This is a genomic window from Ruegeria sp. BHSB172, from assembly GCF_059613165.1.
This window is the reverse complement of record NZ_JBXWRZ010000001.1, coordinates 49,233-68,719: the sequence shown is the minus strand read 5'-3', so window position 1 is coordinate 68,719 and position 19,487 is coordinate 49,233. Positions and strand designations below refer to the sequence as shown.

Sequence of the window (19,487 nt, the reverse complement as noted above, 5' to 3'; positions counted from 1 at the left end):
TAGCCAAGGCGCATGTTGTCAATCTTTGATCAAGGGCCACCGCCGCCCTGTCCTACGCCATTCAACCTGGCCGCCCACGTGTTGCGGCGCGCCGATGCCACGCCGGACAAGGTAGCTCTGTCCGTGCTGCGCGCCGACGGTTCGGACGATTGGTCCTATGCGCTGCTGAAATCCGCAGTTCTGGGCACCGGAACCGGGCTGCTGCGCGCGGGCCTTGTGCCCGGAGACATCGTGCTGATGCGCCTGGGCAATACGGTCGATTTTCCCATCGCCTATCTGGGGGCAATCGCAGTCGGTCTGATCCCGGTGCCGACATCCTCGCAACTGACCGAGCCAGAAACGGAACGGATGATCCGGGAACTGTCCCCAGCCGCCATTCTGCGCGATCCGTCCGTGGCCTGTGCCGCGCATCCCCAGCAGATCGGCCTGACCGACCTTGCCGCCATGCGCGACCTGCCGCCCGCGTCGTTCGACATGGGCGACCCGGAACGCATGGCCTATATCGTCTACACCTCAGGCACCTCGGGCAAGCCACGCGCCGTGGCCCATGCGCATCGCGCGATCTGGGCGCGGCAGATGATGGTCGATGGCTGGTACGGTCTGCGCGAGGCCGACCGCCTGTGCCACGCGGGCGCGTTCAACTGGACCTACACGCTGGGCACCGGTCTGATGGACCCGTGGACCATCGGCGCCACTGCGCTGATCCCCGAACCCGGAACCGACCCGGCAGCCCTGCCCGGGTTGCTGCGCCGCCACCGCGCCTCGATCTTTGCGGCCGCCCCCGGCGTGTACCGCAAGATGCTGAACGCGGCAGACACGCTGCCTCTGCCCGATCTGCGCCACGGCCTGAGCGCCGGCGAGAAACTGTCGCGCGCCCTCCACGAACGCTGGGTTCAGGCCACCGGGACAGAGCTGTACGAGGCTTACGGCATGTCGGAATGCTCGACCTTCATCTCATCGAGCCCATCCCACCCTGCGCGCGGAGACTCTCTGGGCCAGCCGCAACCGGGGCGCCGCGTGGCGATCCTGGGGCCTGACGGACCGGTTCCGCAGGGACAGGAAGGCACCATCGCCATTCACCGCTCGGACCCGGGGCTGATGCTGACATACCTCAACGCCCCGGACGAGGCCCGCGCGCGCATGCAGGGCGACTGGTTCCTGACCGGCGATCAAGGGGCGATGGCCGTGGATGGGCAGATCACCTATCTGGGGCGCGACGACGACATGATGAACGCCGGCGGCTACCGGGTATCTCCGGTCGAGGTCGAATCCGTCCTGTCACGCTTTCCCGGAATCTCGCAGGTCGGCGCGTCGGCGGTCGAGGTCAAACCGGACACCTTCGTGATCGCTGCCTTTTATTCCGGGCCGGAAAAACTGGACGAAACCGCCCTGCGCGCTTATGTCGAGGCCAACCTGGCGCGCTACAAGCAACCCCGCGCCTTCATCCATCTTCCCGAACTGCCCACCGGGGGCAACGGAAAACTCCTGCGCCGCGCACTGCCGGCCTATTTCAAGGCACCCTCCGAATGACCCAGACCGTCAAGCTTGATATCCTGTCCGACCCGATCTGCCCGTGGTGCTATATCGGCAAGACCAACCTGGACAAGGCACTGGCCTCGGTCCCGGACCATCCGTTCGTGATTGAATGGCATCCGTTCCAGCTGAACCCCGACATGCCCGAAGGCGGCATGGACCGGCGCGAATACCTGGAACGCAAGTTCGGTGGCAAGGAAGGTGCGGTCAAAGCTTATGCGCCGGTGGTGGAGCATGCCGAAAAGGCCGGCCTGAACATCAATTTCGAGGCCATGAAGCGCACCCCGAACACGCTGGACGCCCATCGCCTGATCCACTGGGCCGGGATCGAAGGCAAGCAGAACGAGGTGGTGGATGCGCTGTTCGACGCCTATTTCGTGCAGGGCCGCGACATCGGCGACCACGAGGTGATGGCCGACATCGCCGACAGCGTGGGCATGGACGCCGCTGTGGTTCTGAAACTGTTGAAATCCGACGCCGACCGGGACGACATCCGCAAACGCGACGCCCATTCACGCGAGATGGGGGTGAACTCGGTGCCGACCTTTATCGTCGCCAACCAGCACGCAGTACCTGGCGCCCAGCCGCCCGAGCTTTGGGCGCAGGTCATCGATGAAATCATGTCTCAGTTTGAGCCCTCCTCTGCAGAATAGCACAGAGTTCTGTGCGCGGTTGCACCTAGCCCACCTTGCCCTGTCGTGTTAGCGCGTTGGGGCAAGGAGTCCCCGCATGGCTGACCGTATTTCCAGGGCCGAATTCATCGCGCTGATCGCGATGATGTTTGCCACCATCGCATTTTCGATTGATTCAATGCTGCCTGCCCTGCCCGAGATCGGCGCGCAGCTCAGCCCTGATGACGTGAACCGGGCGCAGCTGATCCTGACCAGCTTTGTTCTGGGCATGGGGATCGGCACGTTCTTCACCGGTCCGATCTCGGATGCGGTCGGACGCCGGCCGGTGATCTTTGCCGGAGCGGCACTCTATATTCTGGCATCGGCCGTGGCCTGGGCCAGTTCATCGCTGGAGCTGGTTTTGGCCGCCCGGGTGGCTCAGGGGCTGGGGGCCGCCGGTCCGCGTGTCGTGGCCATGGCCATCATCCGTGATCTGTTCTCGGGCCGGGAAATGGCGCGGATCGTGTCGATCGCGATGATGATCTTTACACTGGTACCCGCCATTGCACCCATGGCCGGTGCCGCCGTGATCGCCTTCGCCGGTTGGCGCGGTGTGTTCATGTCGTTCATCCTGTTCGCGCTGGTGATCATTGTCTGGATGGGGTTCCGACTGCCGGAGTCCCTCGCCCCGGAAAACCGCCGCCCGTTCCGCCTGCCGCTGATGGTCGGTGCGGTGAAAGAGATGTTCGCCCACCCCACCGTGCGCTTGTCGATCTTTGTTCAGACCCTTTGCATGGGCATGTTGTTCACGATGCTGACCATGGTGCAGCCGGTCTATGACGTGATCCACCACCGCGCCGACAGCTTCCCCTTCTGGTTCGGGTTCGTGGCGCTGATGTCCGGCTCGGCCAGCCTGCTGAACGCGGCCGTCGTGGTGCGCGTGGGGATGCGCCGCATGGTGACCTGGGCACTGGCTGGACAGATCCTGATCACCTCGCTGGTGATTGCCCTCAATATGTCGAACCTGTCGCCGCAGGCCTCGTTTGCGCTGTTCGTGTTCTGGCAGACCACGGTCTTTTTCATGGCCGGCGTCACGATGGGCAACCTAAATGCCATCGCGATGGAGCCGATGGGCCATATCGCCGGCATGGCGGCCTCGGTCATCGGGTCGATCTCGACCGTGCTGGCCGCCGCGATCGCCGCACCGGTTGGGCTGCTGTTCGACGGCACGCTGGGGCCGTTGACCATCGGCATCCTGACCATGTGCGTGCTGGCCTTCGGGCTGATGGTCCACATGGGCCGGATTGAAGACCGCGTTCCCGCCTGACCTGTGCAGCGCACCTGAACTGCGCTAGGCTCGCCCCATTCAGGGGGGAATCCGGAATGAGCGACTATTACGATCTGGGCACGCATAGCTGCCCCGTCACCACGTCCTCGGATCAGGCGCAGCTGTGGTTCGACCGGGGCCTTGTCTGGACCTACGGCTACAATCACGAAGAGGCGGTCGTGTGTTTCCAACGCGCGCTGGAGCATGACCCGGACTGCGCCATGGCCCATTGGGGCGTGGCCTATGCCGCCGGGCCGAACTACAACCTGCCCTGGGAGCTGCTGGACGATGCGGGCAAAGCCAAGGCGCTGGCCTGCGCCTATGACGCGACCCAGTGCGCACTGGCCCTGCTGGACCGCTGCACGCCTGTCGAACGCGAACTGATCCGCGCCCTGCCCGCCCGCTATCCCCAGCGTGACCCGGCGCCCGACATGCACCGCTGGGACCACGACTTCGCCGACGCCATGCGCGCCGCCTTCGCGGCCCGACCCGATCATCTGGACTTGCGCACCATCTATGTGGAGTCATTGCTGAACCTGACCCCCTGGCAGATGTGGGACCTGAGGACAGGCCAGCCCGCCGAGGGCGCCGCCACGGTTGAAGCGCAGGAGGCGTTGGAATGGGCCATGGCCCATGATCCGGCGGCGATGTCGCATCCGGGCCTGCTGCACCTCTACGTACACCTGATGGAGATGTCGCCCACGCCGGAAAAGGCACTGAAGGCCGGTGACGTGCTGCGCACGCTGGTGCCGGATGCCGGGCATCTGGTGCACATGCCAAGCCATATCGACGTGCTGTGCGGCCACTACCAGAACGTCGTCCACTGGAACGAACAGGCCGTCATCGCCGATCTGAAATATTACCAGCGCGAAGGCGCTTTCAACATCTATACCGGCTATCGCCAGCACAATTACCACTTCGTCATCTATGGCGCGTTGTTCCTGGGTCAGATGGAGCCCGCCCTACGCGCCAACAAGGGCCTGTGGGACACCACGCCCGAGGAAATGCTGCGCATCGAAAGCCCGCCCATGGCGGATTACTTCGAAAGCTACATGGCCATGGGACCGCATATCCTGATCCGTTTCGGCCGGTGGGAGGAAGCCAAGGCTCTGCCCCTGCCCCCCGATCCCGACCTGTACCTGACGGTGACGGCCACCACGCATTATGCCCGCGCAGTCGCCCATGCCGCCACGGGCGACGTGGCCGAGGCCGAAGCCGAAGAACGGCTGTTCCTGGTCGCCAAGGACCGGGTGCCCGAAACCCGCCTGTTGCACAACAACCGCGTGATCGACCTGCTGGAGATCGCGCGCGAGATGCTGCGGGGCGAGATCGAGTACCGCAAAGGCAACTTCGACACGGCCTTCGCCCATCTGCGCCGCTCGGTCGAGTTGGACGACAACCTGCCCTATGACGAGCCTTGGGGCTGGATGCAGCCCACCCGCCACGCGCTGGGGGCGCTGCTGTTCGAACAGGGCCATGTGGCTGAGGCCGAAGCCGTCTATCGCGAGGATCTAGGGCTGGGCGGCACCCTCGGCCGGGCCTCGATCCATCCCGACAATGTCTGGAGCCTCAAGGGCTTGCACGATTGCCTCAAGGCGCGCGGCGCGCGAGAGGAATTGCAGCTCATCCGACAACGACTTGACCTGGCCCTGGCGCGGGCCGACCACAGCGTCGGCGCCTCATGCTTCTGCGCCCAGGCCGCGATGAGAGCCGCTGAATGAAACTGTTGAACGCTGCGCTGGTCGCACTGTTCTGCGGGCCCGCCTGGGCCGACCGTCAGACCTTTCCGCCTGTGGACGAGGCCAGCAACGACCCGGCGCTTGAAGCCTTCCGTGCGGAGCTGCGCGCCAAGGTCGCCGACCGCGACCTGGAGGGCGTTATGGCCGCCACCTGCCCCGAGATCTATACCAGCCACGGCGACCCGGACGGCCCCGAGACGTTCCGCGCCAACCTGACGGTCGATCCCGAGACCCTGCCCGAATCCGACCGCCGCCACGCCGCCACGATCCGCGAGGACTACTGGCGCGACCTCGAGACCACGCTGGCCCAGCCCGGCTATTTCGACGAGGATGGCGAGTTCTGGATGCCGCACCAGTGGCGCATCACCCTGCCGGCGGCGCTGGACCCGTTCACCGCCTATTTCGTGACCGGCCAGGATGTCACCCTGCGCCAGGCTCCCAACCGTGGCGCGCCCATTCTTGACCTGATCAGCCACGAGGTGGTGATCGTGCCGGAATATCTGGAAGAGGCCGAATATCAGGGCGTCATCCTGACCGACGGAACCCGCGGCTATATCTATTCCGATTTCCTGTGGTCGATGGTCGGCTATCGCGCTGCCTTCGTGAAATCGGACAGCGGTGCCTGGCAGCTGTGCACATTCGTGGCCGGGGACTAGGCCGCGCCCTCAGGCGTTGGCCTTCTTCTTTTTCTCAGCCGCCACCTTCTCGGCCAGATCGCGGGCAATGGCAAAGGCGCCCTTGATCTTGTCGCTGTCCTTCTTCCAGTCGCGCCGCACCACGATCTTGTTGTCCTTGACCTTGGCCAGCCCGCGCTGGTTCTGGATGAACTCGACCAAACCTTGCGGTGAGGCGAACTTGTCGTTGTGGAACTGGATCGTGGCCCCTTTGGGTCCGCCGTCCAGCTTGGCAATGCCCGCGCGTTTGCACATCGCCTTGATCCGCACCACCAACAGCAGCGTGTTCACCTCTTTCGGCAGCGGGCCAAACCGGTCGATCAACTCGGCGGCAAAGCCCTCCAGCTCGACCTTGGTCGACAGCGACGACAGACGGCGATAGAGGCCCAGCCGCACGTCCAGATCGGGCACATAGTCTTCGGGGATCAGCACCGGAACGCCCAGGTTGATCTGCGGCGCCCACTGGTCGTCGGCTTCGCTCAGCCCCTCCATCTCGCCGGCCTTGATCTTGGCAATCGCCTCTTCCAGCATCGATTGGTAGAGTTCATACCCCACGTCGCGCATCTGGCCCGACTGTTCCTCGCCCAGCAGGTTGCCCGCGCCGCGAATGTCCAGGTCCTGGCTGGCCAGCGTGAACCCGGCCCCCAGCGTATCGAGCGAGCCCAGAACCCGCAGGCGCTTTTCGGCGGCCGGGGTCAGACGTGCGCGCGGCTTGGTGGTCAGATAGGCGTAGGCGCGGGTCTTGGACCGCCCCACCCGGCCCCGGATCTGATAGAGCTGCGCCAGCCCGAACATGTCGGCCCGGTGCACCACCATCGTGTTTGCGGTGGGAATGTCCAGCCCGCTTTCCACGATCGTGGTGGCCAGCAGAATGTCATACTTGCCGTCGTAAAAGGCATTCATCCTGTCGTCCAGCTCACCCGCCGCCATCTGGCCATGGGCCACCACATAGGTCAGCTCCGGCAGCTGTTCTTTCAGAAACTCCTCGATCTCGGGCAGGTCCGAGATGCGCGGCACCACATAGAAACTCTGCCCGCCGCGATAGTGCTCGCGCAGCAGCGCCTCGCGGATGGTGACGGCATCGAACTCGCTGACATAGGTGCGGATCGCCAGGCGATCGACGGGCGGTGTGCCGATGATCGACAGGTCGCGCACCCCGGTCAGGCTCAGTTGCAGGGTGCGCGGGATCGGCGTCGCGGTCAGCGTCAGCACATGCACGTCCGAGCGCAGTTGCTTGAGCCTTTCCTTGTGGGCCACGCCGAAATGCTGCTCTTCGTCGATGATCAACAGCCCGAGGTTCTGGAACCGGATGCCCTTGGCCAGCAGCGCATGGGTGCCGATCACGATATCGACCGTCCCCTTGGCCAACCCTTCGCGGGTCTGTTGCGCCTCTTTGGCCGAGACGAAACGTGACAATTGCCGGACTTCCAGCGGGAAGCCCCGGAACCGTTCCTTGAAGCTGGCGGCGTGCTGACGCGCCAGCAATGTTGTGGGCGCGATCACCGCCACCTGCAGCCCGGACATAGCCGCAACAAAGGCCGCGCGCATGGCGACCTCGGTCTTGCCAAAGCCCACGTCGCCGCAGATCAGGCGATCCATCGGCGTGCCCGAGTGCAGGTCCTCCATCACGTCGGCGATGGCGCGCAGTTGATCCTCGGTCTCTTGATAAGGGAAGCGGGCACTGAACTCCTCCCAGGCGTGGGGAGGCGGGTCCATGATCGGGGCCTTGCGCAGGGCGCGTTCGGCCGCGATGCGGATCAGCCGGTCGGCCATCTCGCGGATGCGTTCCTTGAGCTTGGCCTTCTTGGCCTGCCACGCACCACCGCCCAGCTTGTCGAGCAAGCCTTCCTCGTGCCCGTATTTCGACAGCAGCTCGATGTTTTCGACCGGAAGGTACAGCTTGGCGCCTTCAGCATATTCCAGCAGCAGGCATTCATGCGCGGCGCCCAGGGCGGTCACGACCTCCATGCCCATGTACCGGCCGATGCCGTGATCGACATGCACGACCAGATCGCCGGGGCTGAGTGACTGGGTCTCGGTCAGGAAATTCTCGGCCTTGCGGCGTTTCTTGGGTTGGCGGATCAGCCGGTCGCCCAGCACGTCCTGTTCCGAAATCACCGTCATGTCGGGCGTCTCGAAGCCATGCTCCAGCGCCCAGACTGCCAGGTGCAGGCCGCGTTTGCCGATGCGCGAGCCGTCGGTCACAGGAATTGCCTCGGCCAAGCCCTCATCCTCGATCAACCCGGTTAGGCGTTCGCGCGCGCCCTCGGAATACGAGGCGACCAGCACCGGCCCCTTCTCCAGCTTGTTCTTGATGTGGCTGGCCAGCGCGCCGAACAGGCTGATGCTTTCCTGCTGCCGCTCGGGGGCAAAGTTGCGCCCGATCCGACCGCCCGCGTCGATCACCCCGGGGCCGCTGGCCTGCGGCAGGGGGCTGAACTGCAGCACCCGCCGCTGCGCCACCGCCTGGGTCCAGGCGGCGTCGTCCAGATACAGACGACCCGGCGGCGTGGGTTTATAGACCGAATCCATGCGCGAGCGGTTCTCGAGCGCCAGGCGCCGGGTTTCGTATTGATCGGCGATGCTGTCCCACCGGGCCAGACGCGCGGGCGTGACCTGATCGTCCAGCGTGATCGTCGCGCCCGGAAGGTAGTCGAACAACGTTTCCAGCTTTTCGTGGAACAGGGGCAGCCAGTGCTCCATGCCCTGATGCTTGCGTCCGGCGCTGACCGCTTCGTACAGCGGATCATCCGTACCGGCCGCACCGAATTCGATGCGATAGTTCTGACGGAACCGGGTGATGGCGGCTTCGTCCAGTATCACCTCGGAGACCGGGGCCAATTCGACCAGATCGAGCTTTTCTGTGGTGCGCTGGGTGGCCGGATCGAACCGGCGCGCGCCGTCCAGCACGTCACCGAACAGGTCCAGCCGCACTGGCCCTGCCTCGCCCGGCGGGAAGATGTCGATGATCCCGCCGCGCACGGCATAGTCGCCGGGTTCCATCACCGTGGGGCTTTGGCTGAACCCCATCCGCACCAGAAAGTCACGCAACGCGGCCTCGTCGATGCGTTGTCCGACCCGTGCGGTAAACGCCGCCTGCCGCAGCACGTCGCGCGCTGGCACGCGCTGGGTGGCAGCGTTCAGCGTGGTCAGCAGAACAAAGCGTTCGGGCATCTGATGCACCAGCGCCGCCAGGGTCGCCACCCGCGCTGCCGCAATGTCGGGGTTGGGCGATACCCGGTCATAGGGCAGGCAATCCCAGCCGGGAAACAGGATCACGGGCATGTCGGGCGCAAAGAATCGCAGCGCCGCGCGCATCGCCTCGGCACGTTTGTCGTCGCGCGCCACATGCAGAACCGGCCCGCCCGAGCGGGCGACCTCGTTCAGCACCAACTGCGCGTCGAACCCCTCGGGGGCGCCGCCGACTGTCACGTGGTTCGGAGCCTTCATCGCCTCGCCTTTCCGAATTTTCTATCCCAGAACGCCGATCGAAAAGTTCTGATACATGCCCCACATCGAAGTGACCAGTATCGCCAGCATACCGATGATCTGGGTTGCCAGCCGGCACCGGTGCAATGCCTTGGATACACCTTCAACCGTTAAGTCCTGCCGCCGCAGGTTCCGGGCCACCCGCAGGCTGTTTGCGCCGACAAGAACCATCGGGAACAACAGCAGAAACACGGCCTGTGCGAACTCGACCTGATAGTAGAACCCTAGCGTGGCCAGCCCGGCGAACAGGAAGCAGCACAATGTCAGAAGAATGACGCCCGAAACTTCGGCCACATAGAGAATTCGATTGGTGTTGATCCGCACGATGTCCAGCAGGTCAACCTCGGCTTGGCCTCCGACGCGGCGGGCACGCACGACCAGATCATAGGGAACCCCCAGCACCCAATGGCTGGCCGTCGACCACAGGACCGCAAGCGCAATCCAGTACCACAGATTCGAAAAGCTGCGCATGTCGATGAGCTCGAAGATCGTGGAGTACCAGTCCAAACTCGGTCCTTTTTTCAAAATTCTCAGGCGGTTCTATCGCAACGGCGCGGCCATTGGTACCCTTGAGACCTGCGCGAATTCATGCCACCCAATGCGCGACTGTTCAAGGAGAACGCGCCATGAAACCGACAATCGCTCCCTACCCCCACGGCCGCTTTCGCCGCGCCCGCCAGTCCGAGGCGATCAGGGGCCTGGTGCGCGAAAACACCCTGTTCGTTGATGACCTGATCTGGCCGGTCTTCGTGCGCGACGGCGAGGGCATTGAAGAACCCGTGCCCTCGATGCCCGGCGTGGTACGCCGTTCGGTCGACTTGATCGCCGGGGCCGCTGCCGAGGCACAAGCGATGGGCATCCCGGCGATCTGCCTGTTTCCCTACACCGATCCCAGCCTCAAGACGCAGGATTGCGCCGAGGCGTGGAACCCCGACAACCTGTCGAACCGCGCCATCCGCGCGATCAAGCAGGCCGCGCCCGAAATCGCCGTGATGACCGACGTGGCGCTGGACCCTTACAACATCAACGGCCACGACGGATACGTAGTGGACGACAAGATCGTGAATGACGAAACCGTCGAGGCGCTGGTCAAGATGACGCTGGCCCAGGCCGAGGCCGGAGCCGACATCATCGGCCCGTCTGACATGATGGACGGCCGGGTTGGCGCGATGCGTCAGGCGCTCGAGGCCGCCGGCCATCACGACGTCATGATCCTCAGCTATGCCGCGAAATATGCCAGCGCCTTCTACGGACCTTTCCGTGATGCGGTGGGGGCTTCGGGCGCGCTCACCGGCGACAAGAAGACGTATCAGATGGACCCGGCCAACTCGAACGAGGCGCTGCGCCTGATCCAGCGCGACCTGACTGAGGGCGCCGACATGGTGATGATCAAGCCAGGGATGCCCTATCTGGACATCTGCCGGAGGGTCAAGGACACGTTCGGCGCACCCACCTATGCCTATCAGGTGTCGGGTGAATACGCGATGATCCAGGCCGCAGCGCAGAACGGTTGGATCGACGGCGACAAGGTGATGCTGGAAAGCCTGCTGGCCTTCAAACGCGCGGGTTGCGACGGCATCCTGACCTATTTCGCGCCGCAGGTCGCCAAGCTGCTGCAAGGCTAATCCCACGGGACTCCGCGATTTTTCGCCGATCAGCCGGCCTTGGTCTGCCGGTTTTCCCGTGACACCCCACGCCGTTCGGCGTATTCTTGCACACAAGACCGGGACCACCCGGCTTTTCAGGCACATCGACAGAGAAAAAGAAACATGAGCAGTTCCAACACACCACGACTGAGCCGTCGCGGCTTTGCCTTCGGCATGGCCGGACTGACCCTGACCGCCGCTTGCGGCAACGGCGTCGGCAATTCGAACGCGGCCACGATCGACGCCCGCGTCGATGCCACGCTGAACGAGATGTTCGCCCGGTATCCCAACACGGTCGAAATCGCCAACAAAGCCAACGGTATGCTGGTCATGCCGCTGATCACCGAGGCCGGATTCGTCTTTGGCGGCGGCTATGGTCGCGGCGCGCTGCGCATCAACGGTGCCACGGTCGATTACTACTCGTCCGTCAAGGGAACGGCGGGGCTGCAGATCGGCGCCCAGCAATATGCGCATGTTCTGTTCTTCATGACCCAGGACGCACTGAACGAGTTCCGCCGCTCGAGCGGTTGGACCGCGGGCGCCGATATCGGCTATGTGATCAGCGACGAGGGCGACCAGCTGTCGGCCGATCTGACCACCCTGCGCAAACCGGTTCTCGCTGCCGTCTTCGGTCAGGCCGGGCTGCAGATCGGCGCCACCGTAGAAGGCGTCAAATACACGCGCATCATCCCGTGATCATCCGAACAGGACCGGGCCCCAACCCTGCCCTCCGCGCGGCGTGACGGCAGGGTTTTTCATTTCCAGCCGGTATTTTCCGGGGGCGGGCTCTTTTGGTCGGCGGCGGCATGATTTAACCTCCGCCGCGATTGGATGGGTTGATTTGGGGCGCTGCTGATGGGTCTAGTCTTTCGCTGGTTGTTGCGGATCGCCTCGGGGCTGGTTGTTCTGGCGGTGGCCGCGATCGGGCTTGTCTATTACCTAGCCAGCCAATCCCTTCCCGACTATGACCAGACGCTGGAGGTCAAGGGCCTGTCGGCACCGGTCGAGATCGTGCGCGACAACGCCAACGTGCCGCACATCCTGGGCCAGTCCGACCCCGACGTCTTTTTCGGTCTTGGCTACGCCCACGCGCAGGACCGGCTGTGGCAGATGACCGTCATGCGCCGCACCGTCCAGGGACGCCTGTCCGAACTGTTCGGCCCGCGCACCGTCCAGATCGACAAGCTGATGCGGCGGCTGGACCTGTACACGCTGGCGCATCGGTCCTTGGAGGTTCAGGACGACTATACCAAGGCTGCCCTGCGCGCCTATGCGGCCGGGGTGAACGCGCGCCTCAACGAGATCAACGACCGCGCCTTGGGTCGTGGCGCGCCCGAAATGTTCCTGTTCGACGCTCCCGTGGCCCCCTGGCAACCCGGCGACAGCATTGCCCTGATCAAGCTCATGGCGGTGCAATTGTCCGGCCACCTAGCCGACGAGGTGCTTCGCGCGCGCGTATCGCTGATGTTGAACGATCCCGCGCGTCTGGCCGATATCCTGCCCGACGTGCCCGGTGACGGTATCGCCGCGCTGCCGGAATATTCCGCGCTTTTTCCCGGCATGCCACGCTATGCCCAAGGGACAGACATGCCGGATTCACCACTGTCACCCTTTCCCGAACGCGGTTTGGCGGGGGCGTCGAATGCCTGGTCTGCTGCGCCGTCTCGCTCGGCCAGCGGCGGCACCCTGTTGGCCAACGATCCGCATCTGGGCCTGACCGCGCCGGGGATCTGGTATCTGGCGCGGCTGGAACTGGCCAAAGGCGGCGTCATCGGCGCAACCATCCCCGGCATTCCGGCGGTTATGTCCGGACGCAGCGACCGGTTGGGATGGGGGCTGACCTCGTCCTACCTCGACGATCAGGACGTGCATATCGAAAAGATCAACCCCGACAACCCCGAGGAATACCTGACGCCCGACGGCTACAAACGCTTCAAGACGCGCCCCTCGATCATCGAAATCAAGGGCGCGCCGCCGATCACCCTGACTCTGCGCTGGACCGAGAACGGCCCCGTCTTGCCCGGCACGCATTACAACCTGGAAACCATCACGCCGCCGGGCCATGTGGCTTCGCTGTCCTGGACGGCGCTCAGCCCGCGCGACACCTCGATTAGCGCCTCGATGGCCCTAATGAACGCGGACAACGTTGGCGAAGCCATCGATGCGGCCGAGAAGTACATCGCGCCGTCCCAGAACCTGTCGGTGGTCGACAAGATGACCGTCGGCATGAAACTCATCGGCGCAATGCCAAGCCGCGACCTTAACAACCAGAGCCTCGGGCGCATCCCGACCCCGGGCTGGATCGCGGCAAACCGCTGGCAGGGCCGTCTGCCCTATTCCGACAACCCCGAATTTGTGGCTCCGGCCGGCGGCGTTCTGGGCAACACCAACAACAAGATCATCGACCGGCCCTTCCCCCTGCATGTGTCCTATGAATGGGGCGATACGCAGCGAGTCCACCGCTGGGAATACCTGATGCAATCGCGCGAGGTGCACACCCGCGACAGCTTCATCGAGGCGCAACTGGACACGGTCAGCTTTACCGCGCGGTCACTGCTGCCGTTGATCGGTGCCGACCTGTGGTTTACCGGCAAGGCCGCGCCTGAAGGCACCCCCGAACGCCAGCGCCAGATTGCCTTGACCCTGCTAGCCGAATGGAACGGTGAAATGAACGAGCACCTGCCCGAGCCGCTGATCTATGCGGCCTGGGTCCGCGCGCTGCAAAACCGCCTAATCGCCGATGACCTCGGGCCACTGGCCAAGGAATTCAAGCATGTCGAGCCCTTGTTCATCGAACGCGTCTTCCGCGACATCGACGGGGCCTCGGCCTGGTGCGACGTCCGGCAGAGCGCACCGGTGGAAACCTGCACCGACATGGCCCGGCTGGCTTTGGACGACGCGCTGGTCTGGATTTCAGAGCGCTATGGCAGCCAACTGGAATCCCTGCGCTGGGGCGATGCCCACCAAGCCACCCATGACCACCCGGTGCTGGGCGAGGTTCCAGTGCTGCGCTATTTCGTTAACATCCGCCAATCGACCAGCGGCGGCGACAACACCTTGCTGCGCGGGCGCACCTCGGGCGAAGGGCCGGATCCGTTTCAGAACGTGCACGGTGCGGGCTATCGCGGAGTCTATGACTTTGCCGACCCCGACAACTCGGTCTTCATCACGGCCACAGGGCAATCGGGCCACTTCCTGTCGCGCTACTATGACGATCAAGCGCAACTGTGGCGCCGGGGTGAGTACATTCCGATGTCGCTGGACCTGGATCTCGCCCGCGCCGCCGCCGTCGGGACCACCCACCTGATGCCGCAATAGGCGAGGTTTCGGCGGACCCCCGCCCCTTTTTTGCCGCCCCGTGGACGTGGCCCCGTGGCTTGGCCTACCATTCCGGAGCGCCCAGACCGTAGCGCGAGGGGGAAAATAATGGCCAGTTTGCGCGATACCCTGAACAATCTTGCCCGCGACTATGCCATCGCCTGGAGCTCGGGTGACGCCGATGCCGTAGCCGAATTCTTTACGTCGGATGGGCAGATCACGATCAATCGCGGCGACCCCATCGTCGGGCGCGCGGCCATAGCGGACATGGCGCGCGGTTTTCATACCGACTTTCCCGATCTTGAGGTGCGCTGCGATATGCTGCGATGGGCCGGTCCCCACGCCATTTTCGTCTGGACCCTTGAAGGGCATCATGCCCGGACCGGCAATGCAGTCATCACACGCGGCTGGGAAGAATGGGAGCTGGATGCAGATTACAAAATCCAGTCGTCGTCGGGCTGGTTCGATGCCGACGACCATCAGCGCCAGATCAACGGGGCCTGAGCGTCAGAGGCCCGCGAACTGATTGGCCTGCTTGTCGGTCCACAGAACGGTGATCTCGAACCCGTTCTCAGTCTGTTTTTCCCCGCGCACCACGTCCTGCCGGAACAGCCAGGCGCGTTTGTTGCCGTCGGCAAACCCCAGTTTCAGAACCTCTTCCCGGCGCACGCCCTGCAGGATCGTGGCAATCTCGGTCAGCAGCGGATCGATCCCCTCGCCGGTCACGGCCGAGATCGGGAACACCGCCGGATCGCGCCCGGCCCGCGCCTGCACGGCTTGCCGGTCTTCATCGGACAGCAGGTCGATCTTATTCCAGACTTCAAGCTGAGGGCGGGTATCGTCCACACCCAGCGAGGCCATGATCGTGCGCACATCCTCGGCCTGCTCCTCGGTCTCGGCATGACTGATGTCGCGCACATGCACGATCAGGTCGGCGGCCAGAACCTCCTCGAGCGTGGCGCGGAAGGCCGCGACCAGTTCGGTCGGCAGGTTCGAGATGAATCCCACCGTGTCCGACAAGATCACCTCGGGCCCGTCGGGCAGTTCGATCCGGCGCATGGTCGGGTCCAGCGTGGCAAACAGCATGTCCTTGGCCATGACTTCGGCCCCGGTCAGGCGGTTGAACAGCGTGGATTTGCCCGCGTTGGTGTAGCCGACCAGCGCCACGATCGGATAGGGAACCTTGGCCCGCGCGGCCCGGTGGAGCGTCCGTGTCTTCACGACCTTCTGCAACTGACGGCGCAAGCGCACCAATTGATCGTCGATCGCACGACGGTCGGCCTCGATCTGGGTTTCCCCCGGTCCACCGACAAAGCCCAGCCCACCGCGCTGACGTTCCAGGTGGGTCCAAGCCCGCACCAGTCGCGTGCGCTGATAGCTGAGCGCGGCCATCTCGACCTGCAACACGCCCTCACGCGTGCGGGCGCGGTCCGAGAAGATCTCAAGGATCAACCCCGTTCGGTCGAGAATCTTGACCTTCCAAGCCTTCTCCAGATTGCGCTGCTGAACCGGCGTGACCGGCCCGTCGATCAGGACCAGCTCGATTTCGTTTTCAGCAAAACGCGCGCCCAGTTCCTCGATCTTGCCGCTGCCGAACAGCAGGCCGGGCTGCGCCCGCGGCAGGCGCACGATCTCGGACCCGATCACATCCAGATTGGGCAAAGCGGCAGCCAGTGCCACCGCCTCTTCCAGCGCCGGACCGGGATCACGGCGCTGGTCATCTGACTTGATATCGGGATGCAGCACCCAAGCCCGGGTGCGCCTCCGGTCATGTTCCATCAAGAGGCGTCTTCGCCCTCATACAGGTTGATCGGCTGTGAGGGCATGATGGTCGAGATCGCGTGCTTGTAGACAAGCTGCGACTGTCCGTCGCGGCGCAGCAGCACGCAGAAATTGTCGAACCAGGTGATGACACCCTGCAATTTCACGCCGTTGATCAGGAAAATCGTAACGGGAACCTTTGCTTTCCGTACATTGTTCAGGAAGGCATCCTGAAGATTCTGTCTGTCCGAAGCCATATTTTGTTATCTCGCCGTTGTTCTTGCTTACGCGCTGCGGACCAACGCGCTCCCTCCGCGCGAGTATGGAGTGACACGAACAGATATTCCAGATGAAAAATCAGGCAGTAACCCGAAGCGCTTCAATCGCGCCACAGGCTGGGCGTGATCAGCGCGATGATCGCCAGCGTTTCCAGCCGCCCGATCACCATCGCGGCACACAGTGACAGTTTGGCCCCCGCCGACAGATCGATCAGCCGCAACGGCACGTCCGTTGCCAGTTCGATCAGCGGGCCCGTCGTGCTCAGCGCGGCGACACTCAGAACCATGGCCTGCTCGAAGCCCACCCCTTCGGCGGCCAGCAGAACGTCGAAGACCGCCAGCGCCAAGGCAAAGATCATCAGGAAGATCCACGCGATGTAAGCGCCCTGGCTTTGGATGCGGCGATTGCCCGCCCCCGCGCCGCTGACCGAAGACGGATGGATCAGGCGGTCCAACTCGCGCGCGCCGTTCAGATACAGCGCATAGACCCGCAACAGCTTGACCCCGCCCGCAGTCGTGGCCACGCCGCCACCGATCAGCGCCAGCCCCATAAGAACCAGCCCCGGCGTCCCCAGGCCCGACAACTGCTGTGCATCGTTCCAATAGGAACTTTCGAACCCGGCGGTCGTCAGGAAGGACAGCACCGTGAACAGCATGCCCCAGATCACGTTCAAAACCTGCAACCCGGTGGCCTGGCCTCCTATCTCGGCCATGCCGGCCAAGGCCCGGAACACCAGCAAGGCCGCGACCGCAACCACGATCAGCAGGCCAATGCGGAACTCGGGGTCCTTGTCGAGACGGCTATGACCGGAAACCGCCGTATCGGTCGAAAAGGTCAACCGCGACAGAGCGAACAACAGAAACAGGAACAGGATGGCCTCGCCCGTGATCCCCGCGGTTGATCCTTCCAGGCCACCAACGGGTGAAATCCCCGACGTCGCCATGATTGACATCGCATGGCAAATCGCCGTCAGACCCTGTTCGTCCGCGATCAGCAGCAGGATCCAAATCACGGCCGTCAGCCCCGCATAAACGGGTGTCAGGGTCCGAGCCACGCGAAACAGCCGGCCGCGGGGATCGGTCAGTTCGCTCTGCGCCACGCCCGAGACCGGCCGCCCCGGTTCACCGCGTGCGGTGATCTCGAACCCGCCCAGAGACAGAGGTGCAAGGATGGCCGCCGCAGAGACCCACATCAGCAGCCCGCCCATCCAGCCGACCAGCGCACGCCACAGATGCACCGGGGCCGACAGGCGGCCGGGATCACTGAAAAGATCGGCTCCGGTGGTCGTCACGGCACTGACCATGTCGAAATAGGCATTCAGAAAGCGCGTGTTCCCCAGCGCGTCATGCATCGGCACCGCCAGAAAGACCGGCAGCACGGTCAGCGTGGCCAACAGCACCGCCAGTTGGCCCAACGTGCCCCTGCGCGGCCGCCGATTGGACAGGGCCAATCCGATGATCGACACCAGAAACACCCCGATCAGGCCGGAATAGAAAAAGGACTGCGACGTATGATGGTCGTTCAGTGCCAACGCATAGATCGCCGGAATCCACATCGCCAGCGACGCGACCCCCCAGATCAGCAGGAACAGGGGCAAGCGTTGAAAAACGCCGATCCGTCCGGTGCGCGCGACGGCCATCAGAAGAAATCGATCGACACCTGCAACAGGCGTTCGACCTCGGGTACGTCACTGGCCATGGCAAAAATCGCAAGCACATCCTTTTCCTCGATCCGCAGAGCGCCGGACGGCCGCAGCACCTCGTCGCCGCGGCGCAATGCGCCGACCAGCACACCTTCGGGGAAAGCGATGTCGCGCAGTTTCTGCCCGGCAAGCGGCGAGGTCGACAGGACCTCGGCCTCAATCACCTCGGCCTCGGCGTCGCCGATCGAATAGACCTGCCGCACGCGGCCATGCCGGATGTGGCGCAGGATCGAACTGACCGTGGTTGCGCGCGGGTTGATATAGGCGTCGATCCCCAACGGGCCGGTCAAGGCCGCCATGCTGGGATCGTTGATCAGCGCAATCGCCAGCGGACAACCCTCGGCCTTGGCTCGCACCGCCGACAACATGTTGGTCCGGTCGTCATCGGTGACGGCCAGCATGGCGTCGGCCCGCTCGATCCCGGCCTCGCGCAGCAACGCGGCATCCAGACCGTCGCCATTCAGAACGATCGTGCGCTCCAACGCCTCGGCGGCCTTCTCGGCGCAGCGCCGATCGCGCTCGATCACCTTGGCCCGGATCCGACCCTCGCGCTCTTCCAGCGTGCGCGCAACCTCGAGCCCGACATTGCCGCCACCGACGATGACCACGCGGTCCTGCTTTTTCTGCGTTTTGCCGAAGACCTCCATCGTGCGGTCGACGTCCTTGACGTGGGTAAAGACGTAGCATTCGTCGCCCACGAACAGCTGATCTTCGGATTCCGGCGCAAACAGCGTGCCGTCGCGCCGCACCCCCACCACAATCGCGCTGAGAGTCGAGAACAGATCGGTCAACTGACGCAAAGGGGTGTTCACGATGGGGCAGTCTTCATCCAGCCGGATGCCCAGCAGTTGCGCCATGCCGTCCATGAACAGCTCGGTGTCGAAGGCTGCCGGCGCCGACAGGCGCCGCATGGCCGCGGCGGCCACTTCGCGCTCGGGGCTGATCACCACGTCGATGGGCAGATGGTCGCGCCGGTACAGATCGCGGTGAATCGCTTCGAGATAGGATTTCGCACGCAGCCGAGCAATCTTGCGCTGGATCGAGAACACCGAATGCGCCATCTGGCAGGTGACCATGTTCACCTCGTCCGAATGGGTGGCGGCGATGATCATGTCGGCGTCCCGCGCCCCGGCCTGCTCGAGTATGTCGGGATAGCTGGCGAAGCCCGAGACACCCTGCACGTCCAGCGTCTCGATCGCCCGGCGCACCAAATCCGGGTTGTTGTCCACGACGGTTACGTCGTTCAATTCGCCCGACAGGTGCCGCGCGATCTGCCAGCCGACCTGGCCGGCGCCGCAAATGATGACCTTCATTCCCTTGGCCCTTCTGCCTGAGCGTTTTGAATGACAGATGCCCCGAATACGGTCAATTGAATTGTCATGACCTTATCCGTGATGCAAGATCCAGG

At 64.1% G+C, this 19,487-nt stretch carries 15 protein-coding genes; 9 read left to right on the top strand and 6 right to left on the bottom strand.

Translation table 11 applies throughout. The annotated features are described in order from the left end of the window. The first annotated feature begins 12 nt into the window (after positions 1-12). The 5 genes from AC2FM3_RS00330 to AC2FM3_RS00310 all read left to right on the top strand — a co-directional run bounded on the left by AC2FM3_RS00330 (position 13) and on the right by AC2FM3_RS00310 (position 5,866). A complete protein-coding gene (locus AC2FM3_RS00330) occupies positions 13-1,530 on the top strand; it encodes a class I adenylate-forming enzyme family protein (RefSeq protein WP_496678130.1) in 1,518 nt (505 codons plus the stop codon). After that, positions 1,527-2,186 (top strand): DsbA family oxidoreductase, encoded by a 660-nt coding sequence (locus AC2FM3_RS00325; RefSeq protein ID WP_496678128.1) that lies wholly within the window; start codon positions 1,527-1,529, stop codon positions 2,184-2,186. The genes AC2FM3_RS00330 and AC2FM3_RS00325 overlap by 4 nt, the downstream gene beginning before the upstream one ends. Positions 2,187-2,262: 76 nt before the next feature. Then, a complete protein-coding gene (locus tag AC2FM3_RS00320; protein WP_496678126.1) occupies positions 2,263-3,471 on the top strand; it encodes a multidrug effflux MFS transporter in 1,209 nt (402 codons plus the stop codon). A gap of 56 nt (positions 3,472-3,527) precedes the next feature. Further along, positions 3,528-5,192, top strand: a complete 1,665-nt coding sequence (locus tag AC2FM3_RS00315; RefSeq protein ID WP_496678123.1) for a tetratricopeptide repeat protein — start codon at positions 3,528-3,530, stop codon at positions 5,190-5,192. Next, positions 5,189-5,866, top strand: coding sequence for an SH3 domain-containing protein (locus tag AC2FM3_RS00310; protein ID WP_496678121.1), 678 nt, complete (start codon positions 5,189-5,191; stop codon positions 5,864-5,866). The genes AC2FM3_RS00315 and AC2FM3_RS00310 overlap by 4 nt, the downstream gene beginning before the upstream one ends. Positions 5,867-5,875: 9 nt before the next feature. On the opposite strand, the gene mfd is transcribed toward AC2FM3_RS00310, so the two are convergent. Beyond that, complete coding sequence (mfd, locus tag AC2FM3_RS00305) at positions 5,876-9,334, bottom strand: transcription-repair coupling factor (RefSeq protein ID WP_496678119.1); 3,459 nt, start codon at positions 9,332-9,334, stop codon at positions 5,876-5,878. A gap of 21 nt (positions 9,335-9,355) precedes the next feature. Then, positions 9,356-9,880 carry a component of SufBCD complex gene (locus AC2FM3_RS00300; RefSeq protein WP_496678116.1) on the bottom strand — a complete coding sequence of 175 codons (525 nt, stop codon included), beginning with the start codon at positions 9,878-9,880 and terminating at the stop codon, positions 9,356-9,358. A 119-nt stretch (positions 9,881-9,999) separates the two neighbouring features. On the opposite strand from AC2FM3_RS00300, the gene hemB reads away from it, so the two are divergent. From hemB to AC2FM3_RS00280, 4 genes are all read left to right on the top strand, one after another. Then, complete coding sequence (gene hemB / locus AC2FM3_RS00295; RefSeq protein ID WP_496678113.1) at positions 10,000-10,998, top strand: porphobilinogen synthase; 999 nt, start codon at positions 10,000-10,002, stop codon at positions 10,996-10,998. A gap of 144 nt (positions 10,999-11,142) precedes the next feature. After that, positions 11,143-11,715 (top strand): lipid-binding SYLF domain-containing protein, encoded by a 573-nt coding sequence (locus tag AC2FM3_RS00290; RefSeq protein WP_496678111.1) that lies wholly within the window; start codon positions 11,143-11,145, stop codon positions 11,713-11,715. Between the two features lie 159 nt (positions 11,716-11,874). Beyond that, entirely contained in the window at positions 11,875-14,337 is a 2,463-nt protein-coding gene (locus AC2FM3_RS00285; RefSeq protein WP_496678110.1) for a penicillin acylase family protein, read from the top strand. 108 nt (positions 14,338-14,445) lie between these two features. Next, positions 14,446-14,841: an SgcJ/EcaC family oxidoreductase gene (locus tag AC2FM3_RS00280; protein WP_496678108.1), complete on the top strand. Its 396-nt coding sequence runs from the start codon at positions 14,446-14,448 to the stop codon at positions 14,839-14,841. Between the two features lie 3 nt (positions 14,842-14,844). Here the strand turns inward: AC2FM3_RS00280 and hflX are convergent, their stop codons facing one another. The 4 genes from hflX to trkA all read right to left on the bottom strand — a co-directional run bounded on the left by hflX (position 14,845) and on the right by trkA (position 19,392). Beyond that, on the bottom strand, positions 14,845-16,116 hold the full coding sequence (hflX, locus tag AC2FM3_RS00275; protein WP_496678106.1) for a GTPase HflX: 1,272 nt from the start codon (positions 16,114-16,116) through the stop codon (positions 14,845-14,847). Further along, positions 16,116-16,355 carry an RNA chaperone Hfq gene (gene hfq, locus AC2FM3_RS00270; RefSeq protein WP_005982826.1) on the bottom strand — a complete coding sequence of 80 codons (240 nt, stop codon included), beginning with the start codon at positions 16,353-16,355 and terminating at the stop codon, positions 16,116-16,118. Before hfq ends, hflX begins: the two co-directional genes overlap by 1 nt. A 122-nt stretch (positions 16,356-16,477) precedes the next feature. Further along, entirely contained in the window at positions 16,478-18,016 is a 1,539-nt protein-coding gene (locus tag AC2FM3_RS00265; RefSeq protein WP_496678103.1) for a TrkH family potassium uptake protein, read from the bottom strand. After that, on the bottom strand, positions 18,016-19,392 hold the full coding sequence (gene trkA / locus AC2FM3_RS00260; RefSeq protein WP_496678102.1) for a Trk system potassium transporter TrkA: 1,377 nt from the start codon (positions 19,390-19,392) through the stop codon (positions 18,016-18,018). The genes AC2FM3_RS00265 and trkA overlap by 1 nt, the downstream gene beginning before the upstream one ends. Between the last annotated feature and the right edge of the window lie 95 nt (positions 19,393-19,487).

Bases quoted from the DNA above. Each gene is read 5' to 3' on its own strand.
- AC2FM3_RS00330 (WP_496678130.1), top strand. From the start codon at position 13: ATGTTGTCAATCTTTGATCAAGGGCCACCGCCGCCCTGTCCTACGCCA.
- AC2FM3_RS00325 (WP_496678128.1), top strand. From the start codon at position 1,527: ATGACCCAGACCGTCAAGCTTGATATCCTGTCCGACCCGATCTGCCCG.
- AC2FM3_RS00320 (WP_496678126.1), top strand. From the start codon at position 2,263: ATGGCTGACCGTATTTCCAGGGCCGAATTCATCGCGCTGATCGCGATG.
- AC2FM3_RS00315 (WP_496678123.1), top strand. From the start codon at position 3,528: ATGAGCGACTATTACGATCTGGGCACGCATAGCTGCCCCGTCACCACG.
- AC2FM3_RS00310 (WP_496678121.1), top strand. From the start codon at position 5,189: ATGAAACTGTTGAACGCTGCGCTGGTCGCACTGTTCTGCGGGCCCGCC.
- mfd (WP_496678119.1), bottom strand. From the start codon at position 9,334: ATGAAGGCTCCGAACCACGTGACAGTCGGCGGCGCCCCCGAGGGGTTC.
- hemB (WP_496678113.1), top strand. From the start codon at position 10,000: ATGAAACCGACAATCGCTCCCTACCCCCACGGCCGCTTTCGCCGCGCC.
- AC2FM3_RS00290 (WP_496678111.1), top strand. From the start codon at position 11,143: ATGAGCAGTTCCAACACACCACGACTGAGCCGTCGCGGCTTTGCCTTC.
- AC2FM3_RS00285 (WP_496678110.1), top strand. From the start codon at position 11,875: ATGGGTCTAGTCTTTCGCTGGTTGTTGCGGATCGCCTCGGGGCTGGTT.
- AC2FM3_RS00280 (WP_496678108.1), top strand. From the start codon at position 14,446: ATGGCCAGTTTGCGCGATACCCTGAACAATCTTGCCCGCGACTATGCC.
- hflX (WP_496678106.1), bottom strand. From the start codon at position 16,116: ATGGAACATGACCGGAGGCGCACCCGGGCTTGGGTGCTGCATCCCGAT.
- hfq (WP_005982826.1), bottom strand. From the start codon at position 16,355: ATGGCTTCGGACAGACAGAATCTTCAGGATGCCTTCCTGAACAATGTA.
- AC2FM3_RS00265 (WP_496678103.1), bottom strand. From the start codon at position 18,016: ATGGCCGTCGCGCGCACCGGACGGATCGGCGTTTTTCAACGCTTGCCC.
- trkA (WP_496678102.1), bottom strand. From the start codon at position 19,392: ATGAAGGTCATCATTTGCGGCGCCGGCCAGGTCGGCTGGCAGATCGCG.